24 protein-coding genes and 1 pseudogene are annotated in these 25,301 nt (G+C 45.5%); 15 read left to right on the top strand and 10 right to left on the bottom strand.

Annotated elements, in window-relative coordinates:
* Nucleotides 1-18: 18 nt before the first annotated feature.
* The 4 genes and pseudogenes from MBO_RS09995 to lipB all read right to left on the bottom strand — a co-directional run bounded on the left by MBO_RS09995 (nucleotide 19) and on the right by lipB (nucleotide 2,487).
* Nucleotides 19-927 (bottom strand): annotated as a pseudogene (locus MBO_RS09995) (Na/Pi cotransporter family protein).
* Nucleotides 887-1,075 carry a hypothetical protein gene (locus tag MBO_RS09910; RefSeq protein WP_052585200.1) on the bottom strand — a complete coding sequence of 63 codons (189 nt, stop codon included), beginning with the start codon at nucleotides 1,073-1,075 and terminating at the stop codon, nucleotides 887-889. The pseudogene MBO_RS09995 and the gene MBO_RS09910 overlap by 41 nt, the downstream one beginning before the upstream one ends.
* An 86-nt stretch (nucleotides 1,076-1,161) precedes the next feature.
* Complete coding sequence (locus tag MBO_RS00755; RefSeq protein WP_036362059.1) at nucleotides 1,162-1,692, bottom strand: inorganic diphosphatase; 531 nt, start codon at nucleotides 1,690-1,692, stop codon at nucleotides 1,162-1,164.
* 54 nt (nucleotides 1,693-1,746) lie between these two features.
* The gene (gene lipB, locus MBO_RS00760; protein ID WP_036362062.1) at nucleotides 1,747-2,487 is read right to left on the bottom strand and encodes a lipoyl(octanoyl) transferase LipB; all 741 of its coding nucleotides are present in this window, start codon (nucleotides 2,485-2,487) and stop codon (nucleotides 1,747-1,749) included.
* Nucleotides 2,488-2,694: 207 nt separating this feature from the next.
* Between lipB and pncB the strand changes: the two genes are divergently transcribed.
* Nucleotides 2,695-3,909: a nicotinate phosphoribosyltransferase gene (gene pncB, locus MBO_RS00765; protein ID WP_036362065.1), complete on the top strand. Its 1,215-nt coding sequence runs from the start codon at nucleotides 2,695-2,697 to the stop codon at nucleotides 3,907-3,909.
* A 66-nt stretch (nucleotides 3,910-3,975) separates the two neighbouring features.
* Here pncB and xseB read toward each other — a convergent pair whose 3' ends face one another.
* The 3 genes from xseB to MBO_RS00780 all read right to left on the bottom strand — a co-directional run bounded on the left by xseB (nucleotide 3,976) and on the right by MBO_RS00780 (nucleotide 7,089).
* Nucleotides 3,976-4,179, bottom strand: a complete 204-nt coding sequence (gene xseB / locus MBO_RS00770) for an exodeoxyribonuclease VII small subunit (RefSeq protein WP_036362068.1) — start codon at nucleotides 4,177-4,179, stop codon at nucleotides 3,976-3,978.
* A 158-nt stretch (nucleotides 4,180-4,337) separates the two neighbouring features.
* On the bottom strand, nucleotides 4,338-5,795 hold the full coding sequence (locus MBO_RS00775; protein WP_036362071.1) for an NAD-dependent succinate-semialdehyde dehydrogenase: 1,458 nt from the start codon (nucleotides 5,793-5,795) through the stop codon (nucleotides 4,338-4,340).
* 202 nt (nucleotides 5,796-5,997) lie between these two features.
* On the bottom strand, nucleotides 5,998-7,089 hold the full coding sequence (locus MBO_RS00780; RefSeq protein ID WP_265013575.1) for an endonuclease/exonuclease/phosphatase family protein: 1,092 nt from the start codon (nucleotides 7,087-7,089) through the stop codon (nucleotides 5,998-6,000).
* Between the two features lie 287 nt (nucleotides 7,090-7,376).
* Between MBO_RS00780 and MBO_RS00785 the strand changes: the two genes are divergently transcribed.
* From MBO_RS00785 to MBO_RS00850, 14 genes are all read left to right on the top strand, one after another.
* Nucleotides 7,377-8,822, top strand: coding sequence for an SLC13 family permease (locus tag MBO_RS00785; protein WP_036362073.1), 1,446 nt, complete (start codon nucleotides 7,377-7,379; stop codon nucleotides 8,820-8,822).
* A 213-nt stretch (nucleotides 8,823-9,035) separates the two neighbouring features.
* Nucleotides 9,036-9,353 carry a PepSY domain-containing protein gene (locus MBO_RS00790; protein ID WP_152545073.1) on the top strand — a complete coding sequence of 106 codons (318 nt, stop codon included), beginning with the start codon at nucleotides 9,036-9,038 and terminating at the stop codon, nucleotides 9,351-9,353.
* 175 nt (nucleotides 9,354-9,528) lie between these two features.
* On the top strand, nucleotides 9,529-10,254 hold the full coding sequence (pyrH, locus tag MBO_RS00795; protein ID WP_036362078.1) for a UMP kinase: 726 nt from the start codon (nucleotides 9,529-9,531) through the stop codon (nucleotides 10,252-10,254).
* A 36-nt stretch (nucleotides 10,255-10,290) separates the two neighbouring features.
* Nucleotides 10,291-10,845, top strand: a complete 555-nt coding sequence (gene frr, locus MBO_RS00800; RefSeq protein WP_036362080.1) for a ribosome recycling factor — start codon at nucleotides 10,291-10,293, stop codon at nucleotides 10,843-10,845.
* Nucleotides 10,846-10,977: 132 nt separating this feature from the next.
* Complete coding sequence (gene uppS, locus MBO_RS00805) at nucleotides 10,978-11,742, top strand: polyprenyl diphosphate synthase (RefSeq protein ID WP_036362083.1); 765 nt, start codon at nucleotides 10,978-10,980, stop codon at nucleotides 11,740-11,742.
* 2 nt (nucleotides 11,743-11,744) lie between these two features.
* Entirely contained in the window at nucleotides 11,745-12,593 is an 849-nt protein-coding gene (locus MBO_RS00810; protein ID WP_036362086.1) for a phosphatidate cytidylyltransferase, read from the top strand.
* Between the two features lie 64 nt (nucleotides 12,594-12,657).
* Nucleotides 12,658-13,881 carry a 1-deoxy-D-xylulose-5-phosphate reductoisomerase gene (gene dxr / locus MBO_RS00815; protein WP_036362089.1) on the top strand — a complete coding sequence of 408 codons (1,224 nt, stop codon included), beginning with the start codon at nucleotides 12,658-12,660 and terminating at the stop codon, nucleotides 13,879-13,881.
* Nucleotides 13,878-15,242 (top strand): RIP metalloprotease RseP, encoded by a 1,365-nt coding sequence (rseP, locus tag MBO_RS00820; protein WP_036362092.1) that lies wholly within the window; start codon nucleotides 13,878-13,880, stop codon nucleotides 15,240-15,242. Before dxr ends, rseP begins: the two co-directional genes overlap by 4 nt.
* A gap of 261 nt (nucleotides 15,243-15,503) precedes the next feature.
* A complete protein-coding gene (gene bamA, locus MBO_RS00825) occupies nucleotides 15,504-17,924 on the top strand; it encodes an outer membrane protein assembly factor BamA (protein WP_036362096.1) in 2,421 nt (806 codons plus the stop codon).
* Complete coding sequence (lpxD, locus tag MBO_RS00830; RefSeq protein ID WP_036362099.1) at nucleotides 17,924-18,943, top strand: UDP-3-O-(3-hydroxymyristoyl)glucosamine N-acyltransferase; 1,020 nt, start codon at nucleotides 17,924-17,926, stop codon at nucleotides 18,941-18,943. Before bamA ends, lpxD begins: the two co-directional genes overlap by 1 nt.
* Nucleotides 18,944-19,012: 69 nt before the next feature.
* Nucleotides 19,013-19,537: a 3-hydroxyacyl-ACP dehydratase FabZ gene (fabZ, locus tag MBO_RS00835; protein WP_036362102.1), complete on the top strand. Its 525-nt coding sequence runs from the start codon at nucleotides 19,013-19,015 to the stop codon at nucleotides 19,535-19,537.
* Nucleotides 19,538-19,594: 57 nt separating this feature from the next.
* A complete protein-coding gene (gene lpxA / locus MBO_RS00840; RefSeq protein WP_036362105.1) occupies nucleotides 19,595-20,368 on the top strand; it encodes an acyl-ACP--UDP-N-acetylglucosamine O-acyltransferase in 774 nt (257 codons plus the stop codon).
* 139 nt (nucleotides 20,369-20,507) lie between these two features.
* Nucleotides 20,508-21,161 (top strand): SLC5/6 family protein, encoded by a 654-nt coding sequence (locus tag MBO_RS00845; protein WP_227712638.1) that lies wholly within the window; start codon nucleotides 20,508-20,510, stop codon nucleotides 21,159-21,161.
* Nucleotides 21,154-21,282: a methionine/alanine import family NSS transporter small subunit gene (locus MBO_RS00850; protein WP_118873342.1), complete on the top strand. Its 129-nt coding sequence runs from the start codon at nucleotides 21,154-21,156 to the stop codon at nucleotides 21,280-21,282. The genes MBO_RS00845 and MBO_RS00850 overlap by 8 nt, the downstream gene beginning before the upstream one ends.
* An 82-nt stretch (nucleotides 21,283-21,364) precedes the next feature.
* On the opposite strand, the gene tgt is transcribed toward MBO_RS00850, so the two are convergent.
* The 3 genes from tgt to queA form a co-directional block, all read right to left on the bottom strand.
* Nucleotides 21,365-22,498, bottom strand: a complete 1,134-nt coding sequence (tgt, locus tag MBO_RS00855; RefSeq protein ID WP_036362110.1) for a tRNA guanosine(34) transglycosylase Tgt — start codon at nucleotides 22,496-22,498, stop codon at nucleotides 21,365-21,367.
* A 63-nt stretch (nucleotides 22,499-22,561) separates the two neighbouring features.
* Nucleotides 22,562-24,133 carry a DUF389 domain-containing protein gene (locus tag MBO_RS00860; RefSeq protein WP_227712639.1) on the bottom strand — a complete coding sequence of 524 codons (1,572 nt, stop codon included), beginning with the start codon at nucleotides 24,131-24,133 and terminating at the stop codon, nucleotides 22,562-22,564.
* Nucleotides 24,134-24,175: 42 nt separating this feature from the next.
* Entirely contained in the window at nucleotides 24,176-25,219 is a 1,044-nt protein-coding gene (queA, locus tag MBO_RS00865) for a tRNA preQ1(34) S-adenosylmethionine ribosyltransferase-isomerase QueA (protein ID WP_036362113.1), read from the bottom strand.
* Nucleotides 25,220-25,301 lie beyond the last annotated feature (82 nt).

Here is a 25,301-nt window from a genome sequence, read left to right on the forward strand (position 1 = left end):
CAGGCTGTGGTCTTGGGCTTATTCGGGTAGAGCACGAACCAGGCGATTGGCAAATTTCTCCTTATATCGCCAAAACGCCAAGCAGGTTAAATATCGTATGAAATAAAGCCAGCTAAACAGCTCAGATAAATTCATTATCTTCGCCAAAAAGGCAACACCATAGGTTGATGGTAGCCACAATAGCAGCAAGATTAAGACGGTAACTGCATTAAAAATCAAATGGGCTAACGCCAATCTTTGTCCGTTTCTGTCGCTGCCAAGCATCCCGACCAGTGCGGTCGCACTAGAGCCTAGGTTTGAGCCGATGGCGATGGCAAAGCCTTGCGCAATGCTGATCTGACCTGCTGCCAATGCTGATAATGTTAGGATTGGTGTGGCGTGTGAAGATTGTAGAGCGCATGTCAATAAGAAACCCACCACCACGAAAATCAGCACTTCGGCAAAACCATGAACATTGATCTCGCTAAACGAAATGTCATTGGTGCTAGAAGAGCCGTCTTTGATGGTGTTAATTCCTAAGAATATGAGCGAGATACCAATGATGGCTTGCCCAAACGGCTTTAATCGCTTATCCAAAAAGCCCATCAATACGCCAAACATCAGCATCGGTAGGGCAAAGGCGTTGAGGCTTAGACTCTGCCCAGCGAAAGCAAGCAGCTAAGTACCGCTCGTCGCACCGAGGTTCGTACCAAAAATAATCGACGAGCCACCCGCAAGATCAATCATGCCACTGCTCAAAAAAGCAATGGTTAGTAATGATACAAGGGTGCTTGATTGTAAAATAAAGGTTGTACTCATGCCAAAGACAAAGCCTTTGATCGGGCTTTGGGTGGATTTTGCCATGAGTCGCTCAAGGGTGCCGCCAGTTGTCTGTTGTAAGCCCAGCTCAATGCACTGCATCCCAAACAAAAACAGCCGCCAAACCATAGCATAGCGTCAGCCACGCCTCGCTAAACCCGAACGAATAACCTAAAAACGCCAAGACTGACACGATGATCGCGTGGCGAATGTATTTGTTTTGCCAAAGCTTAGCAAGTAATCCTAAGACGGTTGGTTTTTGAGTGGACGTAAGCATACTTCAAAGGCTATCCACTTATTGTATAAAAAACCCATAAAAAAACAAGGATCATTGCCCTTGTTTTTTTGATAATCTGCCAAAGATTATTTTTCAGTCCAACGTTTTTGACTTTCGACGATGATTTTCTTGGCTTCGGCAGCATCGAAGAATCCTTCAACTTTGGTGGTGCCAGCTTTTTTAAGGTCTTTGTAGTGATTGAAGTGGAATTCTAGCTGTTTGATGAATTGCGCAGGTAGGTCTTCGATGCTGTTATAAGCATTGCCATTGTTGCGATCATCAGCTGGTACGACGATGACTTTATCGTCCACTTCGCCATCATCAACAAACTTCATCACGCCAAGCACTTTGGCTTTTAGGAAGATGCCCGTTGGCAGAGGTTGTTCGGTGAAGATCAGCGCATCTAGCTCATCGCCATCTTCGTCTAGGGTTTGTGGAATGAAGCCGTAGTTGCAAGGCTTGGCAAATGCAATCGGTTCAACACGGTCAAGCTCGAAGCAAGCCAATTCTCGGTTCCATTCGATTTTGTGGTTAGATCCCGCTGGGATCTCAACGACCACGTTGATAACGTCGCCATCAACATCGCCTGCGTCTAGAATTTGGTTAAAGTCTGCCATGATGCACTCCAATAATATGAATGAATAAGAATGAAAAACCTTGCTATTGTAATATCAAATGGCGCGAAGTGCAATTGCTCCTTTATGCCGCTTTTGAATATTTTTGATGAATTCGCGCATAAATTCTGGCGTGTCATTAGCATCAAACTTGCCAAAGCTTGCCAATTTCACCATACTCATGCCAGCATAACCGCAAGGGTTGATGGCATTAAAAGCTGATAAGTCATTGGTCAGATTAATTGCAATGCCGTGATAGCTGTGACCTTGCTTGACTTTAAAGCCCAGTGAGGCGATTTTACCAAGCATGTCATTGGTCTGGTTATAGATGTAGACCCCAGGCGCATCACGGCGGGCGCGTGCGATGAGCTCATCAGGTAGGTATTTGTTTACCACGTCTTCGATCGCTTGCTCGGCATGACTGACCAAGTCTCGCACGCCCATGCTAAGCGCGTGCAAATCCCACAGCCAATATACCACAAGTTGACCTGTGCCGTGCCAAGTGACTTGTCCGCCTCGGTCGGTCTTGATGATGGGTGTATCAGTCTTATATAGGATGTGTTCTTCTTTGCCTGCTTGACCTAGCGTATACACGTCTTGATGTTCAACGATCCACAATTCATCAGCGGTCTGACTGCCATTTTTTTTGGCATTGATGCGAGCTAGGGTGCGTTCTAGCATGGCGTCGTGCGTGGCATTGTATTCGGCATCTGGATGGGTAGAGATGGTTAGAGTATCAGATTGTAATTCTTGGGTGCTAAAGCTAGGCAAGCCCAAAGAGATGGCTGAGGTATTCATAGTTTAATTGGTAAAAATAAAATGTATTGTACTCTCATTCTTGGAATTTTTTAAGGTGAACTTTAAAAAAATCTGGTGAAATTTTGGATTAAAAAGATTTTTTTGAGAAAAATTCTCATAATTTTGTAACATTTCGCCCAAAAACGATGCAAATGAGCGGCTTTTTAGGTATGATAGCCGATATTTTGGGATTTATTTTGGAAAGCCATGAAAAGCACCGAACCAATCATTACTTCATTGTTGGATAATGACCTTTATAAATTCACCATGCTCCAAGCGATGCTGCATCAATTCCCGCAGACGCACGGGGTGTATCGTTTTCGCTGCCGCAATAGCGAAGATGCGGCTTATCCTTTGAGTCAGATTAAGGATGATCTAGAGGCTCAGCTTGACCTATTGTGTCAGCTGTCATTTAGTCAAGATGAGCTTGATTATCTGCGTGGGTTGAGATTTATCAAGTCTGATTTTGTGGATTATTTGGAGCTGTTTAAACTAAAACGCCGCTTTATCAAAGTATCAATCGATGATGAAAATCGTCTGAACATCGACATTGAAGGTCCGATGATTCAGGCGATGTTTTTTGAAATTTTTGTACTTTGTATCGTCAATCAGCTGTATTATGAGCATTTGAACGATCCTAATGCGCTAGCGCAAGGTCAGAAGCTGTTGGATGAAAAGGTGCAAACCTTAAAGCATTTTGAGATGCTTCAACAATCTGACCTTCAGAATCCGCCGTTCATCGTGGCAGACTTCGGCACGCGTCGCCGCTATTGCAAAGACTGGCATTACCATGTTGTGCGTACGCTGTCTAAGGAATCCCCGTCGATCTTTCGCGGCACATCTAATGTGTATCTTGCCAAGGAGCTTGGCATTACTCCGATTGGCACGATGGCGCATGAGTTCATGCAGGCGTTTCAGGCGCTGGACGTGCGTCTGCGCGATAGCCAAAAAGCCGCGCTGGAGGCGTGGGTGCGTGAATATCGTGGGGATTTGGGCATTGCCTTGACCGATGTGGTGGGGATGGATGCGTTTTTGGAAGATTTTGATTTGTATTTTGCCAAGCTGTTCGATGGTCTGCGTCATGATTCGGGCGACCCTTATGAATGGGGTGACAAGGCAATCGCGCATTATGAGATGCTAAAAATTGACCCAAAAACCAAAAGCTTGACTTTTAGTGATGGTTTAACGCTTCAGAAGGCTTGGGATCTACATCAGTATTTCAAAGAGCGCATTAAGACAGGCTTTGGTATCGGCACGAATCTAACCAATGATATGGGTTTAAATCAGTTAAACATCGTCCTAAAATTGGTGGAATGTAATGGTCAGCCTGTTGCTAAGCTCTCTGACAGCCCAGGTAAGACGATGATTCAAGACGATACTTATTTGGCTTACCTAAGACAGGTATTTGGTGTTAAAGAATGACGGATATTAGATAAATCAAAACACCACGCTCGGCAATCGGGCGTGGTGTTTTATTGTGGGAAAGGGTTATTTTTCTGATTCATCATCGAATGCTTCTGCCAATGCTTTTTCGACCGCAAGGATGCGCTCTTGGCAAATTTTATAGGCTTTGATGGATTCTTCGACAGTGGTGACTAGATTGTCAATATCCAGATCGTCTGTTTTTTCTAATTGCTCGGCGTTGGTTTTTAGGGTTTGGTAAGCATCTTTAAAGGTTGGTTTTTTTGCCATGAGTATTCTCTGTGTTTGGATGTCTTATTGTAATGGATAATTGGTGCTTTGTTAAGGGCGTCCTTATTTAGTGGAGTGATTAAATGCCTGTTAAAGATTAAATGATTGCAATTATATGCAGCCCTTGGCAAGAATAAAACTTGCCAAGGGTTAATCAATTAACTGACATCTACACACCAGTATTTGGTGCTGATGTATTCATCCATGCCGTATTTTGAGCCTTCGCGACCAAAACCTGACTGCTTCACACCACCAAAAGGTGCAACCTCTGTGGACAGCAGACCTGTGTTTTGGGCGACCATGCCATATTCTAGACCTTCGGAGACTCGCCAGGCGCGTGCATGATCCTTAGTATAAAAATATGCTGCCAAGCCATAGATGGTGTCATTGGCTTGCTTGATGACTTCTTGTTCATCATCAAAGACAAAGATGGGCGCGATGGGCGCAAAAATCTCCTCGTGAGCGATGTCCATGTCATCGGTGATGTCTGTGATGACGGTGGGCAAGAAACAAGTGTCATGCGTAGGATGGGAGGTGCCACCCGTGATGATGGTTGCGCCTTTGTCTGTGGCATCTTTGAGGAGCTTTTGAGTTTTTTCTAGGGCGCTTTGGTTGATTAGACAGCCAACATCTGTACTGGCATCAAGACCATTACCAACGGTTAAGCTTTCCACTTGAGCTTTGAATTTCTTGATGAATTCATCTTTGATATCTCGGTGGACATAGATGCGGTTTGCACACACGCAGGTTTGTCCCGCATTGCGGTATTTGGAGGCGATGGCGCCATCTACTGCCTTATCGATATCAGCATCATCAAAGACGATGAACGGGGCGTTACCACCAAGCTCTAGCGAGAGTTTCTTGATGGTGCTGGCGCATTGCTCCATCAGAACGCGACCAACTTCAGTAGAGCCGGTAAAGGAGAGTTTCTTGATGCGCTCGTCTTGGGTTAGGACTTTGCCGATTTCGCTGGATTTGCCTGTGATGATGGAAAGCACACCATCAGGAATGCCAGCTTGTTTGGCAAGGTGCGCTAAGGCTAGAGCAGAAAAAGGCGTCTGTGTAGCAGGTCTAACCACCATCGTACAGCCTGCTGCCAGTGCCGGCGCGACTTTTCGAGTGATCATCGCCGATGGGAAGTTCCAAGGCGTGATGGCAGCGCAGACGCCGATGGGTTGTTTTAGCACCACGTAGCGCAGGCTTTTGTTGGCGCTTGGAATGACATCGCCATAGATACGCTTGGCTTCATCGGCGAACCAGCGTATGAAGCTGTTGGCGTAATTGATCTCACCACGTGCTTCTTTTAGGGGTTTGCCTTGTTCTGTGGTCATGATGATGGCAAGATCATCAGCGTTGTCATCGATCAGATCAGCCCAGCGATGCAGAATGGTTGCGCGTTCGCTTGCGGTTTTGGCTGACCAGTCGGCGAGCGCCAGCTCCGACAGTCGAACAGATTCTTTGGTCTCGTCGGCGCTTAAACTAGGCACAGAACCGATGCGCTCACCTGTAAATGGGTTTTTGACTTCTAGGGTCTCGCCAGAGCTGGCAGACTGCCAAACGCCTGCGACAAATGCCTCTTGGCGAAATAATTTGGGGTTTTTTAATGATTTATTCATTACGACACCTGTTGGCTTTAAGTGTATTTAATTGGCGTTTTGCTTTTTTGATATGCACGCTACAACACAACTTAGCACCGTTTTTTGTTTTATACAAGTGCTTTATTGCTTTTATGTTCCGTTGTGCATGCGATGATTGGTGCAAATATAATGATTATTTAAAATGATATTAATGCAAGAAAACCTTTACATGACGGACTGATCAATACTTCTGTTTAACGATTTGTTTTATCGGTTCGCTTTTATCAATCTTATTTAGCGCTTCTTGAATCTCATCGCTGTCAGCAATGGGTTCTTCTTGGGTTAGGACTGCTTTGGGATGGTATTGAAATTTACCATAGACAGGGAAATGATCCGAGCCAACACTGGGCAGAACCTTAATCGTGTGCATCATAAAGTCATGACTATGGAAGATGTGATCAAGCGGCCAGCGAAATAGGGGGTATTTGGCATGAAATGTATTAAAAAATCCACGTCCTTTACGCGGGTCAAGCAGTCCGCTAATCTCTTGAAATAGCTGCGATGTGGATGACCATGCCACATCATTAAGATCCCCAAACACCAAAACAGGCTCATCCATGAACTCAATCTCGCGCCCCACCAATAAAAGCTCAGCATCCCTGCCCGTGGCAGTGGCTGACTCGGTTGGGCTTGGCGGCATGGGATGCAGGCAGTAGATGCGTAAATATTCGCCTGATCTAAGCTTTACTTTTGCGTTGATGGATGGGATGTCTTCGGTGACCCAATGGCGCACTTCGACATCTTCTAGGGTGAGCCTGCTGTATAGATGCATGCCATATAGATTATCCAGCGGAATCTTGACAGTGTGCTCATAGCCATCTTGTTCTAGCACGTCCATTTGGCTTTGCCACCAGGCATCGCTCTCAAGAGTCAGCACGATGTCTGGCTGATGATCGTGAATCTGTGTTAATAATAGGTGGGATTTTTTGTTGGAGGTTAGAACATTACAAATCAGCACGGATAGAGTTCTATCGTCTTCATTACCTTGATAAATCTGCACTTGTGGGCGAGCCAGCGGGGTGTAGGCGATGATTTGCGCTGTCTGATAAATTAAGCAGATGACATTAACAATGGCAAGCGCCCAAAACACAGAGCCAATGTGACTGGCAAATAATAGATTTAAAGGAATGCTGATTAGGCTGACGACCGCGATCTGCAGGCGTGGAAAATCAAAAATACGAAATACCCAATGATCGTGTTTAATCAATGGCAAAATCGTTGTGATGATTGGCACAAACATCACGCTTGTTAATATCCAGTCTGCTGCTCTCAAGATCGTCTCCAAATTGGTTTTTTAGTATAAACAAAGTTCTTGTGTTGGTAAAGTTAAATTAAAACGAGAAGTCCACCAAAACCATCAGTAACCTTACTTTAATTAGTCTGTCTAAATTAAATTGTCACAGTAATGATAAATTATTTTGCTAGTTGTAGCCTTTATGTTATTATAGCGTAATTACGTGCGTGTGAAACTATTTACGCGTAAGAATTTTGCATTGTTTGAGTGAATTTGCATAGAGCCATGGACGAATTTTACCCATGGTTATTTTTTAAGGAACGAATATGGTTCAATCAACTCAAGAAAAAGAGACTGATTTTTCGCTTAGAACCGACTATCAGCATAACGACGACCAAACGCCGCCATCTGGCAAGGTGCGCTCTGATGCGGTAAAAGGCATTGTCATTACGGCAATCGCTGCGATCATCGCATACTTTTTAGCAACGAGTATTTTGCCGTTTGAGCCATTGGTAAATAAAGGTCTGGCGCTTACTACCTTTATTGGTATTTTGTGGCTGACAGAAGCCATCCACATCACCGCAACGGCAATCTTAGTGCCAATGCTTGCCATCTTTATCGGCATTCCAGAATACAACACCACAAAAGCATTAACCAGCTTTGCTCATCCGATTATTTTTGTATTCTTTGGTGGTTTTGCGCTTGCTGCTGCCATGCACGTTCAGAAGCTTGACCGCAAGATCGCCTTTGGTCTTGTGGGCTTGGCGGGTGGTCATCTTGGTCGTGCGATTGTGATGATTTTTGCGGTAACTGCATTTTTGTCAATGTGGATCAGTAACACAGCAACTGCTGCGATGATGCTGCCGTTGGCAATTGGTCTATTGAGCCATGTTGACGTGAACAAAGATCGCAATACCTTTATCTTTGTACTTTTGGGTATTGCATACTCAGCGTCTATCGGCGGTATTGGTGCACTGGTTGGTTCACCGCCTAACGGCATCGCTGCCAAAGAGCTTGGTCTTGACTTCATGGGCTGGATGAAATTTGGTGTGCCAGTTATGCTGGTATCTTTGCCAGTTTTACTGGCTGTGATGTACCTGATTCTACGTCCAAACCTTAGTCATAAAGTTAGCCTTGTTTATGAAGACATTCCTTGGACAATGCCACGTGTGATGACCATTGTTGTCTTTACCATCACTGCGACTTCGTGGATCTTTGGCAAGCAGCTGGGCGAGATGTTCGGCTTTAAATCGCCAGATACAGTGATTGCACTGTTTGCTGCTGTGGCTGTACTGATGCTAGGTCTGGTAAGCTGGAAGCAAGTGTCTGATAACACTGACTGGGGCGTACTCATGTTGTTTGGTGGTGGTATTGCGCTATCAGGTATTATGAGAGACACAGGTGCGTCAGCAGTATTGGCTGAGCAGATTTCTGGCGGTCTTGCAGGATCATCAGCGATCATCGTGATTCTAGTGGTGGCTGCATTCATTATCTTCTTGACGGAGTTCACCAGTAATACCGCATCTGCTGCACTGCTTGTGCCACTGTTCGCACCTATTGGTACTGCACTTGGCTTGCCGCCAGAGATTCTTGTGATGGTGATTGGTATTGGTGCGTCGTGCGCATTCATGATGCCTGTTGCGACCCCGCCGAACGCGATTGTCATGGGTACAGGTCATATCAAGCAGGGCGACATGATGAAAGTCGGTTTCTTCTTGAACTTGGCTGCTGTCGCTATCGTAACCGTCATGGCGTATTTGCTTTGGATGTAATATCATTCAAACTCAAAAGACATCCCAAATGGGGTGTCTTTTTTTTATTGCTTGTTAGCCTTTGGTTGCTTTTGTGTAACAATGTATATCAAAGCGTAAGCTTGACTGACTTATCTGGGCTGTCGTGATATACTGCGCCAACTATTTTTGGCATGTTTAAGCTTTATTTTATTGTGATATTTATTGTCAAAATACCCATCTTGTGAGTAGCCTGTGCAAAAAATACCAACAATATTCCTAGCGATGTGCATACCGATGTTTTCACTGCTCGGTGCACCTGCGTGGGCGAATACCACTACCGATGATGTCGATAGCCTTCTACAAGCGTACGATCGTGCCGAATTTACGCAAACTCGTACCAAAGCCATCCGAAAACTTCAGGAGCGTGGCCATCAAGTTCACAGTATCGAACTGCAAACACACCATGGCGAACCCGCCTTTGTCAACCATACCTCAAAAAACGGCGTGCGTTATACTGTCACCTTAACCTACCCGAATCTAAAAATCGTCCAAGAGCGCCGCGCTAATTAAGAATTTATCTAAAAATACGACTCGATTTTTCTTGTAAAGCTCAATCAAACACCTGCCTGTCACATTTAGTTTTCATCAAAAGAAAATTATCCAAACCGCCCAAAATGTGTTAAAATTATGACAATTTGTCTAGTAGCTCTAGACAATTTATTGTTCAATATCAATCGGGGTCGGTATGTCTGATAAAAATCCAAAATTCTCTCGCATTCTTTTAAAATTGTCTGGTGAGGCCTTAGCGGGCGGCCGCGACATGGGGATTGATGCATCTATCTTGGATCAAATGAGCCTATCAATCGCGCACCTGCGTGGGCTTGGTGTACAAGTGGGCATCGTTGTTGGTGGCGGCAACCTATACCGCGGCAGTACCCTTCAAAAAGAAGGCTTGGTAGGTCGTGTTACTGGCGATCAGATGGGCATGCTGGCGACCGTTATGAATGGTCTTGCCATGCGCGATGCGCTGGTGCGCCGTAACATCAAGACACGCCTGATGTCTGCACTGTCTATCTCGACCATCGGAGAGCCTTATTCTAGCCGTGAGGCGATTCGTCACCTTAATAATGGCGAGGTATGTATTTTCGTTGCGGGCACAGGCAACCCATTTTTTACCACTGATACGGCGGCTTGCTTACGTGGTATTGAGATCGAAGCCGGTCTAATTCTAAAAGCAACCAAAGTCGATGGCGTATATGACAAAGACCCAAGCGTGCACGAAGATGCAGTCAAGTATGACAGCCTGTCATTCGATGAGGTGCTTGAGCGTAAATTGGGCGTGATGGATCTGACTGCGATCGCACTTTGTCGTGAGCACAATGTTCCTCTTCAAGTCTTTGACATGAATAAGCCAAATGCGTTGCTTAATGTCGTCATGGGTGAAGCTGAAGGCACGCGCGTTTATCACTAATTAGGTTTTGAGTATTGTTAATTTAAGGAAATTTATATGTTAGATGACATCAAAAAAGACGGTGAAAGCCGTATGCAAAAATCACTAGAATCATTGGAAAATGCCTTTGCAAAACTGCGCACAGGACGCGCTCACCCGGGTGTTCTATCAGGTGTGATGGTAAGCTATTATGGTTCTGACATGCCGCTCAACCAAGTGGCAAGCATCAACGTTGAAGACAGTCGAACATTATTAGTTCAGCCGTTCGATCGTTCAATGGTACAAGCTGTAGATAAGGCAATCCGTGAGGCAGATTTGGGTCTCAACCCAATGACTGCAGACGTGATTCGTGTACCAATGCCTGCACTGACTGAAGAGACTCGTAAAGACATGCAAAAAATCGCTCGTGCTGATGCCGAATCTGCTCGTGTGTCTGTACGCAACATCCGCCGTGACATGCTGGGCGACATCAAAAACTTGGTCAAAGACAAAGAAATCTCAGAAGATGATGAGCGCCGCGCTGCTGACGTTATCCAAAAACTAACCGATGATTTCGTTAAAACCATTGATACGCGCTTGGCCAAAAAAGAAAGCGAGTTGATGGAAGTTTGATAATTTTGGCTTAATTTTATACCAATAAAATTAAGCCGCAAGACTTATGCAAGTTATGATGATCGGCTTGGCTGATTTGATATAATATTGTGTAAGTCTTTGTTTTTATTATTTATCATAAAAAGTGTGATTATGTCTGATACCCATTTACCGCCGCTTAGCATCACCCCAAAGCACATCGCCATCATCATGGATGGCAATAACCGCTATGGCAAGTCCCAAAACTTAGCCACTGGGCAGGGTCATGTCAAGGGTAAAGACGCACTTGATCCGATCGTGGAGCATTGTCTGGAGCGTGGTGTGCAGGTGTTGACGGTATTTGCCTTTTCGTCGGAGAATTGGGCAAGACCTAAGGCGGAGGTGGATCTACTGATGGATCTGTTGGCGCAGACCATTCATGAGCAGATGCCTAGAATGCATAAATATCGCATTCGTCTAAAATTCATCGGTGAGCGTGAGCATTTAAGTGATAAGCTGGCTACACTGATGGCAGATGCTGAGCGTGAGACTGCGCAATTTGATGCGATGACATTGGTGATCGCCATCAGCTATGGCGGTCAATGGGATATTGCTAATGCTGCAAAAATCTTGGCGAAAGATGCTATTGATGGCAAGATTAATATTGATCAAATTGATGCTGACGCTCTTGGTAATCACATCCAATTATCAGACTATCCACCAGTGGATATGTTGATTCGCACAGGTGGGGATTATCGCATTTCTAACTTTCTTTTGTGGCAGATTGCCTACGCTGAGCTGTTTTTTACCCCGACGCTTTGGCCGGAATTTGGCTGTGATGAGCTTGATGAGATGATGCAGGCATTCGCCAATCGTGAACGTCGATTTGGCAAAACAAGCGAACAAATCGCCAGTGATGGACAACATATAAGGAGCTGACCGTGTGGCAACGTATTAAAACTGCCATTGTTTTGGTGTTGATTGTGGGTTTTGCATTATTCGCAAGCTCAAAGCCTATTTTTGTCATTCCTTTGTTGTCGTTCGGTGTGCTCATCGCTGCGCACGAATGGACGAAACTCATGCCAAAGTGGAAGCAGCCAATGCTGTTCGTGCTGATCGCATTGATCGTGACGATGGTGTCGATCTTTGTGCCGCAGACTTGGGCATTCTGGTGGGGTGCGTCGCTCATTATCTGGACGATGGCGTTACTGTGGGTGAAGCAGTACCCGAATAAAGAAAAATGGTATGGACGTCGCTTGGTCTATATGGGCGGCGTGATACTGACTGCAGCGATCACGGCCATGTATGGGCTTTGGCAGATGTCGCCTTGGTGGCTCATGTATGTGTTCTTATTGGTGTGGTGTGCTGACAGTGGTGCGTACTTTGTGGGACGTAAATTTGGTAAACGCAAGCTTGCACCTAATGTCTCTCCGAATAAAAGTGTCGAAGGTTTGATCGGAGGGCTTGTGACATCAGGTGTTGTTGCAGCCATTGTGGGTCAGTATTTGCAGTTATCTGGTGGTGCTTTGGCGTGGTTCTTGGCATTATCTGCGGTGACGGTGGCAGCGAGCGTGCTTGGCGATCTTTTTGAATCGATGTTAAAACGACGTGCTGGCATTAAAGACTCAGGCAATATCTTGCCAGGTCATGGTGGTGTCTTGGATCGTATTGATTCGTTATTGTCCGCTACGCCTGTGTTTGCGCTGAGTTTTTGGTCACTGCTTGAGATGGGTGTATTCACTGAAGTTTGGATAAGAATGCACATGGCGAGTTTATCGCAGATTTTATAATTTACTGCTTGCCGATACTATTTACAATTATAATAAAGAAAAATTAGCTAATATGAGTCAGCCAATGAATACAACACGAGAAAATCTTGCTGTGCTGGGTGCAACCGGCTCCATCGGTGACAGCACGCTTGAGCTTGCACGCTTGCATCGTGACAGATATCGTGTCTATGCCTTGTCAGGATTTAGTCAGATTGATAAATTGTTGGCGCTTTGCCAAGAGCTTCAGCCAGAATTCGTGTGTGTCGCGGCTGAATATGTGGATGAATTTCACCAAAAATTGAACCAGTATGATCTAACTACGACCGTGCTGTCAGGTGATGAAGGCTTGATTCGTATTGCATCAGAAGAAGCGGTGGATACTGTAGTTGCAGCGATCGTGGGTGCGGCAGGGTTGTCTTCAACGCTTGCGGCGGCGCGTTCAGGTAAGCGCATCTTATTGGCGAATAAAGAATCTTTGGTCATGGCAGGTCACTTGGTAATGACGGCGGCTAGAGAGTCAGGGGCGGTGATTTTACCGATTGATAGTGAGCATAACGCCATTTATCAATGCTTGCCCGCAGTGATTCAAATGGATAATCGTGCCATTCATGAGGATTGCCATGGCATAAAAAAACTATGGCTTACCGCATCAGGTGGTGGATTTTTGCATAAATCCATCGATCAGATGCGTCAGGCGAGCGTTCAAGATGCCGTTAAGCACCCGAATTGGTCAATGGGACAAAAGATATCCATTGATAGCGCCACCATGATGAATAAGGGGCTTGAGCTGATTGAGGCTTGTCACTTATTTAACCTTTCTGAGGATCGCATCAGCATCGTCATACACCCTGATAGTGTGGTGCATTCACTGGTAGAGTATGTTGACGGTTCATTTTTGGCGCAGCTTAGCAATCCCGACATGAAGACGCCAATTGCGCACGCGCTTGCTTATCCTAATCGCATGAATGCCAACGTTAAGAGTCTTGATCTGTATGATCTGTCTGCGCTGACGTTCATCAAGCCTGATGAAGAGAAATTTGTCAGCTTGGCACTAGCGCGTTTCGCTGCCAAGCGTGGTGTGGGCGCTTGCATCACATTAAATGCCGCCAATGAAGTTGCGGTTGCGGCATTTTTGGATGAGAAAATTCGCCTAACCGACATTGCAACCATTGTACGTCAGTGCTTAGAGGACTTAACATTATCGAGTCATTTTGATGATAAGTTTGAGAATTTGGACGAAATTTTAAATATGGATGATAAAGTGCGTCAGACGGCTGTACGTTATATAGATAAAGGCGTGACAGCATGACAATCATATGGATGTTCTTGGCGGCAGTATGCGTATTGGGTCCGCTCATCGCACTACATGAGTGGGGTCATTACATCGTGGCGCGATTGTGCGGCGTGAAAGTTTTGACGTATTCTATTGGCTTTGGTCCCAAATTATTCGGCTGGACAAGCAAAAAATCAGGCATTGATTATCGCATTTCTGCCATTCCATTGGGTGGCTATGTTAAGATGTTAGATGAGCGCGAAGGCAATGTGGATGTGCATGAGCGGCACTTAGCCTTTAATAATCAGCATCCGTTAAAGAAAATCGCCATTGTTGCAGCGGGTCCCTTGATGAATTTTATCATCGCGATTGGACTGTTTTTTGTGCTTTTTTTGCAGCCGAGCGAGCAGTTAAATACGCGCATTGGCAAGATTCTGCCTGATTCGCCAGCGTCTAGTGTGCTTGTGGTCGGCGAAAAAATAACCGCTATTGACGGTAAAGACATCACCACATGGGAAGAGGTGAATTATGCCTTGGCTCATCGGATGGGTGAGACAGGTCAGCTTGACATCCGTACTGAACAGGGTGGTAAATACACCCAAAAAAGCGTCCCGATTGCTGCATTCATGCAAGGCGAGCAAAAGGGGCAGGACGCCGTCACAAGCTTAGGTGCGCTGCCTTATCAGCCCGTGATTGAACCTGTCTTATCACAGATAGTGCCACAGAGTGCCGCAGCGCTCATGGGGCTGCAGGTGGGTGATAAAGTCGTCGCCATTGATGATAAGCCCATTACTAATTGGCTAGATGCCACGAGCATCATTCGTGATAATCCTGAGCAAATGCTGAATTTTGCCATCATCAGAGATGGCACGCCCATGAATGTCAAAGTTATGCCAAAAGGCGTCAAATCTGGCAATAAGATCATCGGGCAAATCGGCGTCAAGGTCGCTTATGATGGCAAAAGTAGCATTCCAAGCGACTATCGCACGACGATACACCACACACCATCAGAGGCGATTGCTAAGTCATTCATGAAGACCTATGATCTTGCTAAGATGACGGTTAATGCCTTAGGCAAGATGGTTACAGGGCTGATCGGCATTGAGAACATCTCAGGACCAATCACCATCGCTGAGGTGTCAAAGACGAGCTTTGAGATTGGTTGGCAGCAGGTGTTATCAACGGCAGCGATCATCAGCTTATCATTGGCGGTGATGAATCTTTTGCCGATTCCTGTGCTAGATGGCGGTCATTTGGTGTTCTACACTTATGAATTATTACGTGGCAAACCGATGAGTGAAAAGGTGCAAATGGCAGGTTTGCGAGTTGGCATGACCTTGCTTTTATGTTTCATGGTGCTTGCAATTGGTAACGATATCATGCGTTTATTTGGCTGATTGGTTAAAAATTGACATGCTAATGCCTAGATTGCATTATTTTTCATAAAAAGTGCGAATAAATCTCTTTTAGGGCTTGCCAAAATTGCTTTTTTCGCTTAATTTAGCACAATTATTTACACGCTTATCAAAAAATCATGGCGGTTTTTGCCAAATACCAATGTTTTTTGATGGCGTCTTATTCAAAGCTTTATTTTAAAAATTTCCAAAATTTGGAATTTATAAATCCAATATTTTAATTGTTTTACGTGGATATGGTTTATGCGTATGTTTAATTTTACTGGTTTTGCGACCACTTCGATAACTGCGGCAGTCATCATGGCAATGAGTGCCTCTGCTCATGCAGAAACTTTTATTGCCAATGACATTGCCATTGATGGGTTGCAGCGTGTTACTGTAGAGAGTTTGCAGACCACTTTGCCAATCCGTATCGGTCAGAGCGTTACCGATGAGCTGCTTGCAGACAGTATTCGTGCGCTGTACGCAACCGAGCATTTCTCGAACGTACAGGCTGATGTGCAGGGCGATCGCGTGGTATTCTATGTGACCGAACGTCCTGTAATCGCTGAGCTTAACTTTGAAGGTAATAAACTCATCCCAAAAGCAGGCCTTGAAGAGGGTCTAAAAACAACGGGTCTGATGGTTGGTAATGTACTTAAGCAGTCAACCGTAAACTCTATCGAAAATGAGCTAAAAAACCAATACATTTCACAAGGTTATTACAATAGCGACATCAAGGTTAAGCAGACTCAGCTTGATGGTAACCGTGTTAAATTGGACATCGAATTCATCGAAGGTAAAGCAGCTCGCGTTGTCGATGTGAATATCATCGGCAATCAGCACTTTAGCGATGAGACCATCAAGGATGAATTCGCACTAAAAGACAAAAATTGGAATCCGCTGTCAAAGTCTGATCGATATAGCCAAGAGAAACTAAATGCCAGCCTAGAAGCGCTACAGGCATTGTACATGAATGAAGGCTTTGTTCGTTTTAAAGTAGATAATTCTACGCTAAACATTGACGAAGAAAAAAATAAAGTCTTCGTTGAAGTTGCCTTAACCGAAGGTCAGCAGTATAACTTTGGTAAGACGCAGTTCTTGGGTAATGTGACTTATGACGTCGCTGAGCTTAATAAATTGGTAAATTTCAAAGAAGGCGAAACATTCTCACAAGCCAAGCTTGAAGAAGTGACCGCCAACGTCGCCAGCAAGTTCGGTGATGACGGTTATTATTACGCTCAAATCCGCCCAATCACGCGCATCAATGACGAGACGCGCACCGTTGATATTGACTACTATATTGACCCTGTGCGTGCTGTGTATGTTCGCCGCATTAATTTTAGTGGTAACATAAAAACCAAGGATGAAGTTCTACGCCGTGAGATGCGCCAATTAGAAGGTGCACTGGCTTCAAATTCTAAGATCCAGCTGTCGCGCGCTCGTCTGATGCGTACGGGATTCTTCAAGAACGTGACAGTGGACGTTCGCCCTGTGCCGAATACCCCTGACCAGGTGGACATTAACTATGTTGTTGAAGAGCAACCATCTGGTTCATCGACCATTGCAGCAGGTTACAGCCAATCGGGTGGTATGACATTTCAAGTGGATCTGTCTCAGTCGAACTTCATGGGAACAGGCAATCGTGTCAATGCGTCATTCTCACGTTCAGAGACGCGAGAAGTATATAGCCTGGGTGTGACCAACCCATACTTCACCGAAAATGGCGTATCTCAGAGCATCAGCGCCTATTCTCGTAAAACCAAATACGATAAGAAAAACATCAGTAATTACGTCCTAGATTCTTATGGCGCGTCACTGACTTACGGTTATCCAATTAACGAAAATCAGCGCATCAGCGGTGGTATTAACATTGATAATACCAAGGTTCGTGGTGGTCGCCAAATGCGAATCAGCAATGTTAAGCAGCTTTTGGATGATGGTGGCTCGATCGACACATCGGGTAGTGTAGCAAGCTTCTCAACAGATTACAAAACCTATAACGCCATGCTAGGCTGGAGTTACTCAAGCCTTGATAAACCAGTATTCCCAACCAAGGGTATGAGCCATAGCGTTGATCTGACCTTAGGCTTTGGTGATAAGACATACCAAAAAGCCGTCTATAACGGTAATATCTATATCCCATTCTGGAGGGGCAGCACGCTACGTGGTTATACACGTCTAGGCTATGGTAATAATTTGCCGTTTTACGAGAATTTCTATGCCGGTGGTTATGGCTCGGTACGTGGCTATGATTCATCTAGCTTAGGTCCTCGCTCGCAACCTTATGAAGTAGCAAGTGTTGGTAAGCGTTATGCGCTTGGGGAGAGCGTAGGTGGTAATGCGCTGGCTACCTTTGGTACTGAGTTGATTTTACCAATGCCGTTCAAGGGGGATTGGGTGGATCAGGTTCGTCCTGTGATTTTCTTTGAGGGTGGTCAGGTGTTTGATACCACAGGCATGGATAAAGAGACGGTTAACCTTAATGAGCTTACCAATGGTGCAGCCACCTCAACCAGATACCCAGTGCTTGAACAAGACAAAGATCTGCGTTATAGTGCGGGTGTTGGTGCAACATGGTACACACCGATTGGTCCATTATCTATCAGCTATGCCAAGCCAATTGGCAGCAAAGACGGTGATAAGACAGAGAAAGTTCAATTCCAAATCGGCAGCGTGTTCTAATGGCGAACATCGCTCAACTGATTGATATCATAGAACAAGTGCAGCCTGTCATCAATAAGGCTGCACTTAGTGCTAGTGAGGCATCTAAAGACATCACAGGTGTGGCGAATCTATTGGGTGCTCGTGCTGATGAAGTGGCATTTTTATCCAACGCCAAATATATTGATGATCTTACAAACACACGCGCAGGCATGGTGCTGATCAATGAAAAATTTATGAATCATGCGCCTACAGATGTGACTACTGTCATTGTCAAAGACGCATATTTGGCATATGCGACCATCAGTGGTCTGTTTGCTTATAAGAACATCGTTAAGCAAGCCATTCATCCCACCGCCATCATTGCAGACAGCGCCATCATCGCAGACGGTGTTGAGATCGGTGCGTATTGTGTCATCGGAGAGCGTGTGCAGATAGGTGCAGGAACGATCATTGGTCAGTCTGTGAGCATCGAAGACCACACAGTGCTTGGTGAAGACTGTCATATCGCACATCATGTGAGCATCGCGCATCATAGTCAGTTAGGCGATCGTGTTCGCATCCATGCAAATTCAAGCATTGGCTCAGAAGGTTTTGGCTTTGCGCCAAATCCCACCGCTCAAGGTCTAAAATGGCAGCGCATCGCACAGCTTGGTCGAGTGATTATCGGTGATGACGTACGCATTGGTAGTAATACTTGTATCGATCGTGGTGCGGTTGGTGATACCGTCATTGGCAATCATGTCATCATTGATAATCTGGTGCAGATCGCCCATAATGTCCATATTGGCGACAGTACAGCCATCGCTGCTAAGGTTGGCATCGCCGGTTCGACGCATATTGGACGTAATTGTATCATTGGCGGTGCTAGCGGTGTATCTGGTCATCTGGTGATTGCAGATGGTGTGACTTTGACGGGCATGTCAATGGTCACGGGTAATATCAAAGAATCTGGCAGTTATTCATCAGGCACGGGACTTCTACCGTCAATGCAATGGCGACGCGCGGCGGTGAGATTCCGCCAATCTGGTGAAAAGTAACCAGAGAATTGTCCATCAGCCAACCAAAACTTATTAATAATCATACTTAATATCTTAGGAAAAAAAACCATGTCAAACACCCATCTTGATGTTGATTTACTTAGCCAAGAAGATCTAGACGCGCTGTCAGAGCGCGGCGTTACTTTGCCACTCAAATACGACCAAATTAAGCATTATCTGCCGCATCGCTATCCGTTCATGCTCATTGATCGTGTTACAGCCTGCTCCCCGAATAACTGGATTACAGGCTATAAGAACATTACCATCAATGAAGAGCTGTTCAATGGGCATTTCCCTGACAACCCAATCATGCCAGGCGTTCTCATGGTTGAGGCGATGGCACAGATTTCTGGGATTTTGGGCTTTATTAGCGCAGGACAAACTTCTGAAAGTGGTTATCTGTATCTGTTCGCGGGTGTGGATAAAGTCCGCTTCAAAAGAATGGTCAGCACGGGCGATACATTAGTGATCCGCTCAAAGGCGACCAGAAGCATGCGTGACATTTATAAATTTGAATGTACCGCGCATGTTGATGGTGAGCTGGCTTGTAGTGCTGAGATTATGATTGCTCGTCAAAAAGTGGCTGACTTATAAGTCATTTGGTATTACAATAATGACATATAAGAACGTTAATAAAGTTTTGGGATAAGCATGAATATTCACCCAACCGCCATCATTGATGACTCTTGCATCATTGATGACACCGCCGTGATTGGTGCGTATTGCATCATCGGCAAGAACAGTAAAATTGGCGCGCACAGCGTCCTAAGAAGTCATGTTATCGTTGGTGAGAATACGACGATCGGTCAGTATAATGAGATTTATCAATTTGCCAGCGTTGGTGAGAATCCTCAAGATCTAAAATACGCAGGCGAAGAAACTTATCTTGAAATAGGCGACCATAACCGCATTCGAGAGTCTTGTACACTGCACCGAGGTACTGTACAGGATAATGCATTAACTAAGATCGGCAGTCATAACCTGCTGATGGTTAACACGCATATCGCCCATGACTGCATGGTCGGCGATCATAACGTACTGGCTAACAATGTGGGTGTGGCAGGGCATAGCCATATTGGCAACTATGTAATCATCGGCGGTCAGTCTGGCATTCATCAATTTTGCAAGATAGATGATTACAGCATGATTGGCGGTGCCAGCCTTATCCTAAAAGATGTGGCTGCATTCACCATGGTGTCGGGCAATCCTGCCAAAGTGCACGGCATTAATAAAGAAGGTATGCGCCGCAAAGGTTGGAGTGGCGACACCATCAAAGCGCTTGATGAAGCATATCACGTGATTTTCCGTTCTGGGATGATTCGCGATCAAGCGCTGACCGAGCTTGAAAAAATGCTACCCGCAGAGCCTAAGGTTCAGTTATTCATCGATTCATTAAAGAATAGTGGGCGAGGATTAACGCGTTAGGCTGATTTTAACGCACCGTCACACATAAAAACCCATAACTCGACGTTATGGGTTTTTGTATTTTATTTCTCTTGACTTTTTTGCGTTAATAAATCAGACTACGCTAGCAACATTATGGCAATGTTATGTACACAAAGCATTGTCTTGTATAGAAGTGGTGTCGGGCGGTATTGGCTTGGCATTCGTAGCCTTCCCTAAAATCGTCTCTAGCATGGATGAGGCAGGTACGATCATTGGTGTGTTGTTTTTTGCTTCGCTATTCGTGGCGGGCTTGACGTCGATGGCAAGTATCATCCAAGTGCCAATCTCTGCAGTTGAAGATAAATTTGGCTGGTCTCACAAGAAAGCCGTTACTGTAGTTGGTGGTATCTCTGCATTGATTTCTTTGGCGCTATTCTCAACCAAAACCGCGATCACTTTCGTTGACGTGATTGACCACTTCGCTAATAACATCGGCGTTGTATTTGGTGCAGTGCTGTCTATCATCTGGGTAACATGGCTAAACCGTGGCCTACTTGATAAGCTAATCCGTCATATCAATGGCATCTCAAGCATCAAGATTGGCAAAGGCTGGGCGTTCATGCTAACCGTCATCATGCCGATTTCATTGATTATCGCACTTCTTTTAAGTATTAAATCACTACTGACAGAAGGTTATGATGGTTATGACTTTGTGACCCAAGCAGTATTTGGCTGGGGTGTCGTGGCTGTGTTTGCCCTTGGTGCACTGCTATTGACAAAAACTAAAGGTCACAGCTCACATGATGCACAAAAAGGAGATTATCATGAATAGTACAGCATTGATGATTATGATTGTTGCTTTGTCAGCGATTTGGGATGGGTTGATTCTATCGGCCATCCATCTGGTAAAAAATCCTGACATTGATATGGATAAAGTGCCAAACGATCAGTAATTAAAATCAAAAAAACACACATCCAATTGAGCGTGTGTTTTTTATTGTGGGTGGATTGTAAGATGATAATAAGCTAAATGATTTATTTTAATGAAAGGGCAGGTGCTTGTAAACCTTGCTTGGCGTAAAATGTCGCCACAAATTCATCAAACGTCTCATTTTCTAGGCTTTCACGAATGCCTTTCATGAGATTTTGATAATAGCGCAAATTATGAATGGTATTGAGCTGGGCTGAGAGCATTTCGCCACATTTATGCAAATGGTGCAAATAGGCACGGCTAAAATTCTGGCAAGTGTAGCAGTCGCACTCGCTATCTAGGGGATTTTTGTCGTGGCGATGAACGGCATTTTTTATCTTAACCGCCCCCGTGCTGGTAAACAGATGTCCATTACGGGCGTTACGGGTCGGCATGACACAGTCAAACATATCCACACCCCGTCTTACCGCCTCCACGATGTCGGACGGTGTTCCCACGCCCATAAGATAGCGTGGCTTATCAGACGGCATACGGTTTGGTAGATAATTTAATACTTTTATCATCTCATCTTTTGGCTCACCCACCGACAGTCCGCCAATGGCATAGCCGTCAAAGGGCATGTCGGTCAAAGCGGTCAAGGACTGCATCCGCAAATCTTCGTACATACTGCCTTGCACGATACCAAACAGAGCGTTTTTGTTGCCCAGTTTGTGATGTTCCTCAAGGCAACGTTGCCCCCAACGGAGTGATAATTCAAGCGATTTTCGGGCGTCGGTGTACGTGGCAGGATAGGGCGTGCATTCGTCAAACTGCATGACGATGTCGGAGTTTAGGGAGTGTTGGATTTGCATGGAAATCTCAGGCGACAAAAACACCTTGGAGCCGTCCACAGGCGAACGAAAATGCACACCTTCTTCGGTGATTTTTCTCATCGCCCCTAGGCTGAACACCTGAAAACCGCCCGAGTCGGTCAAAATCGGCTTATCCCAACCGATAAACTCATGCAATCCACCAAACTCATCAATCACGCTTGTGGTCGGACGTAGCCACAGATGAAAGGTGTTGCCCAAAATAATGTCCGCCCCAATGGCGTGAATGTCTCGTGGGAGCATGCCCTTGACCGTGCCATACGTCCCCACAGGCATAAAGGCAGGGGTTTGAACTTCGCCATGAGCTAGGTGTACCGTGCCACGACGGGCTCGGGTTTTTGTGTCGGTTTTATGTAGCGTGAATTTCATGAATATCCGAATAATTAATTTTCAAAACTGGCTATTATAGCATAATTTGACATTGAAATAATGCTAGGGTATGCCGCTTTCTCGCTGTTTGATGTCATCAGAGCTAAGCTTGACATCATGGCGATTCACTCCGTCAGATTCGATGATGATCTGTGGGATGAAGCGAACTTGTAGGCTGATGGCTTTACCGTCTTTGAATCTGTGGTTAGCGATGTCTTGAATTTGTTGTTCAAGCTGTTTGACCTGCGCCTGTGTTGGCGGTGTGGTACCTTCTAGCACTAAGCGAACGGTTCGAGTGTCCTTATTTTGAGAGAAATTTTGGGACATGAGATGGTTTGGTTGATTTTGAAGGTTTTCTTCGATCAGTGCGATGCTTTGGCGTTCAAAGTTTTGCTCATTTAAAGTTTGCTTTAGATTCATTGACAGATAGCCGCCAATGAGCACAAGTGCAAGAAGTACCGCGCTGTTTCGTTTTAGGAACAATCCAATTTGACCAAGCTTACTGACGTCCTTATCATCAAGGGTGCGGCGAAATCCTGCAAACCACAGAACAAGCGCGTTGGTGAATTGGATGGCGAGCATGTTGGTAATGGCAAGTATCAGCGCGCCCATGGCAAGCCTTGCTTCGCCCGCTGATAGGAGGATGCCGCTTGCTGTCAGTGGCGGAACTAGGGCGGTCGCTACCGCAACGCCAACGACTGCCACCGATAGATTAGGGGATATCATGGCGTACGCACCTGCCGCGCCACCAGCTAAGGCCACTATTAGATCCATTGTTGTTGGTGCGGTTCGAGATAGAATCTCGGACGTCATCACGTTGTCAGGGTATAACAGTCCAAGCACCATACCAACAGCATAAATGACAAACACGCCGCCGAATAACGTCATTAGGGAGGTTTTTAATAATGACAGTCGCGCATCAATCGCGGCAAGGGCGGCACCGGTGATGGGCGATAGCATCATGGCGACCAGCATGGCGCCAATCACCACCGCGGGTGAATTGGCAAGAAGCCCATAGCCTGCGATGATGGCGGATAGACCATTCATGATAAAGAACATCTTGGTTGGTAGGGCGCCAGCCTCGATATTAATGCGTACGCTCTTGTGGTCTACGGTTTTTTCGCTGTGTTTTTTGGCAAGCATGGTGCGGACGATGTCAGCTTGTTTTTGCTTGTCATCGTCGCTTTCTTTCTCGCCATCAGATGTTTTGGTAGAGTCGCCTTTGTCTTTGGTGTTGTCTGTAACGTTTGAGAGTTTGGGTGGTTTATCAGCAGTCTTATTTGGCGTTGTTGCTGATTCTGTGGACTGCTTTTCGCTAAGTGTCGCTGCTTTATCGCCTTTACTGTCTTTGTCGTCAGTTTTGCTCTTTTTCTTAGGTTTGTGTTTAATTTCAAAGAAATTAATCGCGACATAGACCGACATCAATGGTGTGCCATCTGCATGATAAGGGGTGAAATCCATCTTATCATAGGCGGTATAAATCTCTTTGGCGTTGGCGTTGTTAGACAGTGCTTCATTGACTGATTTGACGATGTCATCAAGCTCATCGTCATCGATGCCTTGTTTTTTGAGTTCTTCAAGCTCGTCTTGACTAAACTCAATCTCATCGTCTTGGGTGTCTTTGTTGTCGCTCATGATGTGTTATTTTTTAGATGGGTGGTGGTTAAAAAAGAGTTATCAAGACTTATCCAAAATCATCGCATCGCCATAACTAAAAAAGCGGTATTTCCTATCAATCGCATGAGCATAGGCGTGTTTGATGTTATCCGTGCCTGCAAAGGCGGATACGAGCATCAGAAGCGTGGATTTTGGCAAATGAAAATTGGTAATCAGCCTATCCACCACACCAAAATCATAAGGCGGATAAATAAAAATCTGCGTATCGCCAGCGAACTCGGTAAGCTGTCCGTCCACACGGTACAAATGGGCAGTTTCAAGCGTGCGAGTTACGGTCGTTCCCACGGCGATGACCCTTCCGCCTTGTGCCTTGGTGGCGTTGATTTTGTCGGCAGTCACCTGTGGCAGGTGGGCGTATTCGGCGTGCATGATGTGGTCAGTCAAATCGTCTGCTTTGACAGGGGCGAACGTACCTGCCCCCACGTGCAAGGTTACAAAGGCAATCTCTACCCCTTTATCGCTAAGACATGCTAAGGTCTCATCATCAAAATGTAAACTGGCGGTCGGGGCGGCAACGCTTGCCTGCTTGGCAGGGTCGTGAAATACCGTCTGATAACGGGTGTCGTCCGTATCGTCTGCCGTGCGTTCAAAATAAGGCGGAATCGGCATTTGCCCATAACGCTCCAAATTCGCCAAAATCGGTGCATCAAATTGCAGGATAAACAAATTTTCCGCCCGTCCGCACATGGTCGCCGTCATGCCCCCGTCTGCCAGACTCACCATTTGCCCCACCTTTAACGCACGGCTAGAGCGTACATGACAATGGGCGATGTGATTGTCGTGGTCGGTAATGCGTTCTATCAATACTTCCACTGCTCCGCCTGTGTCCTTAACCCCAAATAGACGGGCTTTCATGACTTTGGTGTCATTAAGAACAAGTAAATCGCCTTTGTTTAACAAATCAGGCAAATCGGTAAAATTCAAGTCGGAAAGCGTGTCGCCTTGCACGTGCAACAGGCGAGAACTTGACCGTACGGCAAGCGGATAACGAGCGATGAGTTCATCAGGCAAATGGTAGTCAAAGTCAGTGGTAAGAAGTGGCATGTCTATTCTTCATGATAAAACTGTATATTTTATCAAAAAATCAGTGCACCGCCTACCGCTTTTGGATAATTTGAAAATGCCA

Source organism: Moraxella bovoculi 237, assembly GCF_000696305.2.
Classification (GTDB): domain Bacteria; phylum Pseudomonadota; class Gammaproteobacteria; order Pseudomonadales; family Moraxellaceae; genus Moraxella; species Moraxella bovoculi.

Excerpts from the sequence above, each read along its gene's own strand:
- MBO_RS09910 (WP_052585200.1), bottom strand. The coding sequence starts at position 1,075 with ATGCTTACGTCCACTCAAAAACCAACCGTCTTAGGATTACTTGCTAAG.
- MBO_RS00755 (WP_036362059.1), bottom strand. The coding sequence starts at position 1,692 with ATGGCAGACTTTAACCAAATTCTAGACGCAGGCGATGTTGATGGCGAC.
- lipB (WP_036362062.1), bottom strand. The coding sequence starts at position 2,487 with ATGAATACCTCAGCCATCTCTTTGGGCTTGCCTAGCTTTAGCACCCAA.
- pncB (WP_036362065.1), top strand. The coding sequence starts at position 2,695 with ATGAAAAGCACCGAACCAATCATTACTTCATTGTTGGATAATGACCTT.
- xseB (WP_036362068.1), bottom strand. The coding sequence starts at position 4,179 with ATGGCAAAAAAACCAACCTTTAAAGATGCTTACCAAACCCTAAAAACC.
- MBO_RS00775 (WP_036362071.1), bottom strand. The coding sequence starts at position 5,795 with ATGAATAAATCATTAAAAAACCCCAAATTATTTCGCCAAGAGGCATTT.
- MBO_RS00785 (WP_036362073.1), top strand. The coding sequence starts at position 7,377 with ATGGTTCAATCAACTCAAGAAAAAGAGACTGATTTTTCGCTTAGAACC.
- pyrH (WP_036362078.1), top strand. The coding sequence starts at position 9,529 with ATGTCTGATAAAAATCCAAAATTCTCTCGCATTCTTTTAAAATTGTCT.
- frr (WP_036362080.1), top strand. The coding sequence starts at position 10,291 with ATGTTAGATGACATCAAAAAAGACGGTGAAAGCCGTATGCAAAAATCA.
- uppS (WP_036362083.1), top strand. The coding sequence starts at position 10,978 with ATGTCTGATACCCATTTACCGCCGCTTAGCATCACCCCAAAGCACATC.
- dxr (WP_036362089.1), top strand. The coding sequence starts at position 12,658 with ATGAATACAACACGAGAAAATCTTGCTGTGCTGGGTGCAACCGGCTCC.
- rseP (WP_036362092.1), top strand. The coding sequence starts at position 13,878 with ATGACAATCATATGGATGTTCTTGGCGGCAGTATGCGTATTGGGTCCG.
- bamA (WP_036362096.1), top strand. The coding sequence starts at position 15,504 with ATGCGTATGTTTAATTTTACTGGTTTTGCGACCACTTCGATAACTGCG.
- lpxD (WP_036362099.1), top strand. The coding sequence starts at position 17,924 with ATGGCGAACATCGCTCAACTGATTGATATCATAGAACAAGTGCAGCCT.
- fabZ (WP_036362102.1), top strand. The coding sequence starts at position 19,013 with ATGTCAAACACCCATCTTGATGTTGATTTACTTAGCCAAGAAGATCTA.
- lpxA (WP_036362105.1), top strand. The coding sequence starts at position 19,595 with ATGAATATTCACCCAACCGCCATCATTGATGACTCTTGCATCATTGAT.
- MBO_RS00850 (WP_118873342.1), top strand. The coding sequence starts at position 21,154 with ATGAATAGTACAGCATTGATGATTATGATTGTTGCTTTGTCAGCGATT.
- tgt (WP_036362110.1), bottom strand. The coding sequence starts at position 22,498 with ATGAAATTCACGCTACATAAAACCGACACAAAAACCCGAGCCCGTCGT.
- MBO_RS00860 (WP_227712639.1), bottom strand. The coding sequence starts at position 24,133 with ATGAGCGACAACAAAGACACCCAAGACGATGAGATTGAGTTTAGTCAA.
- queA (WP_036362113.1), bottom strand. The coding sequence starts at position 25,219 with ATGCCACTTCTTACCACTGACTTTGACTACCATTTGCCTGATGAACTC.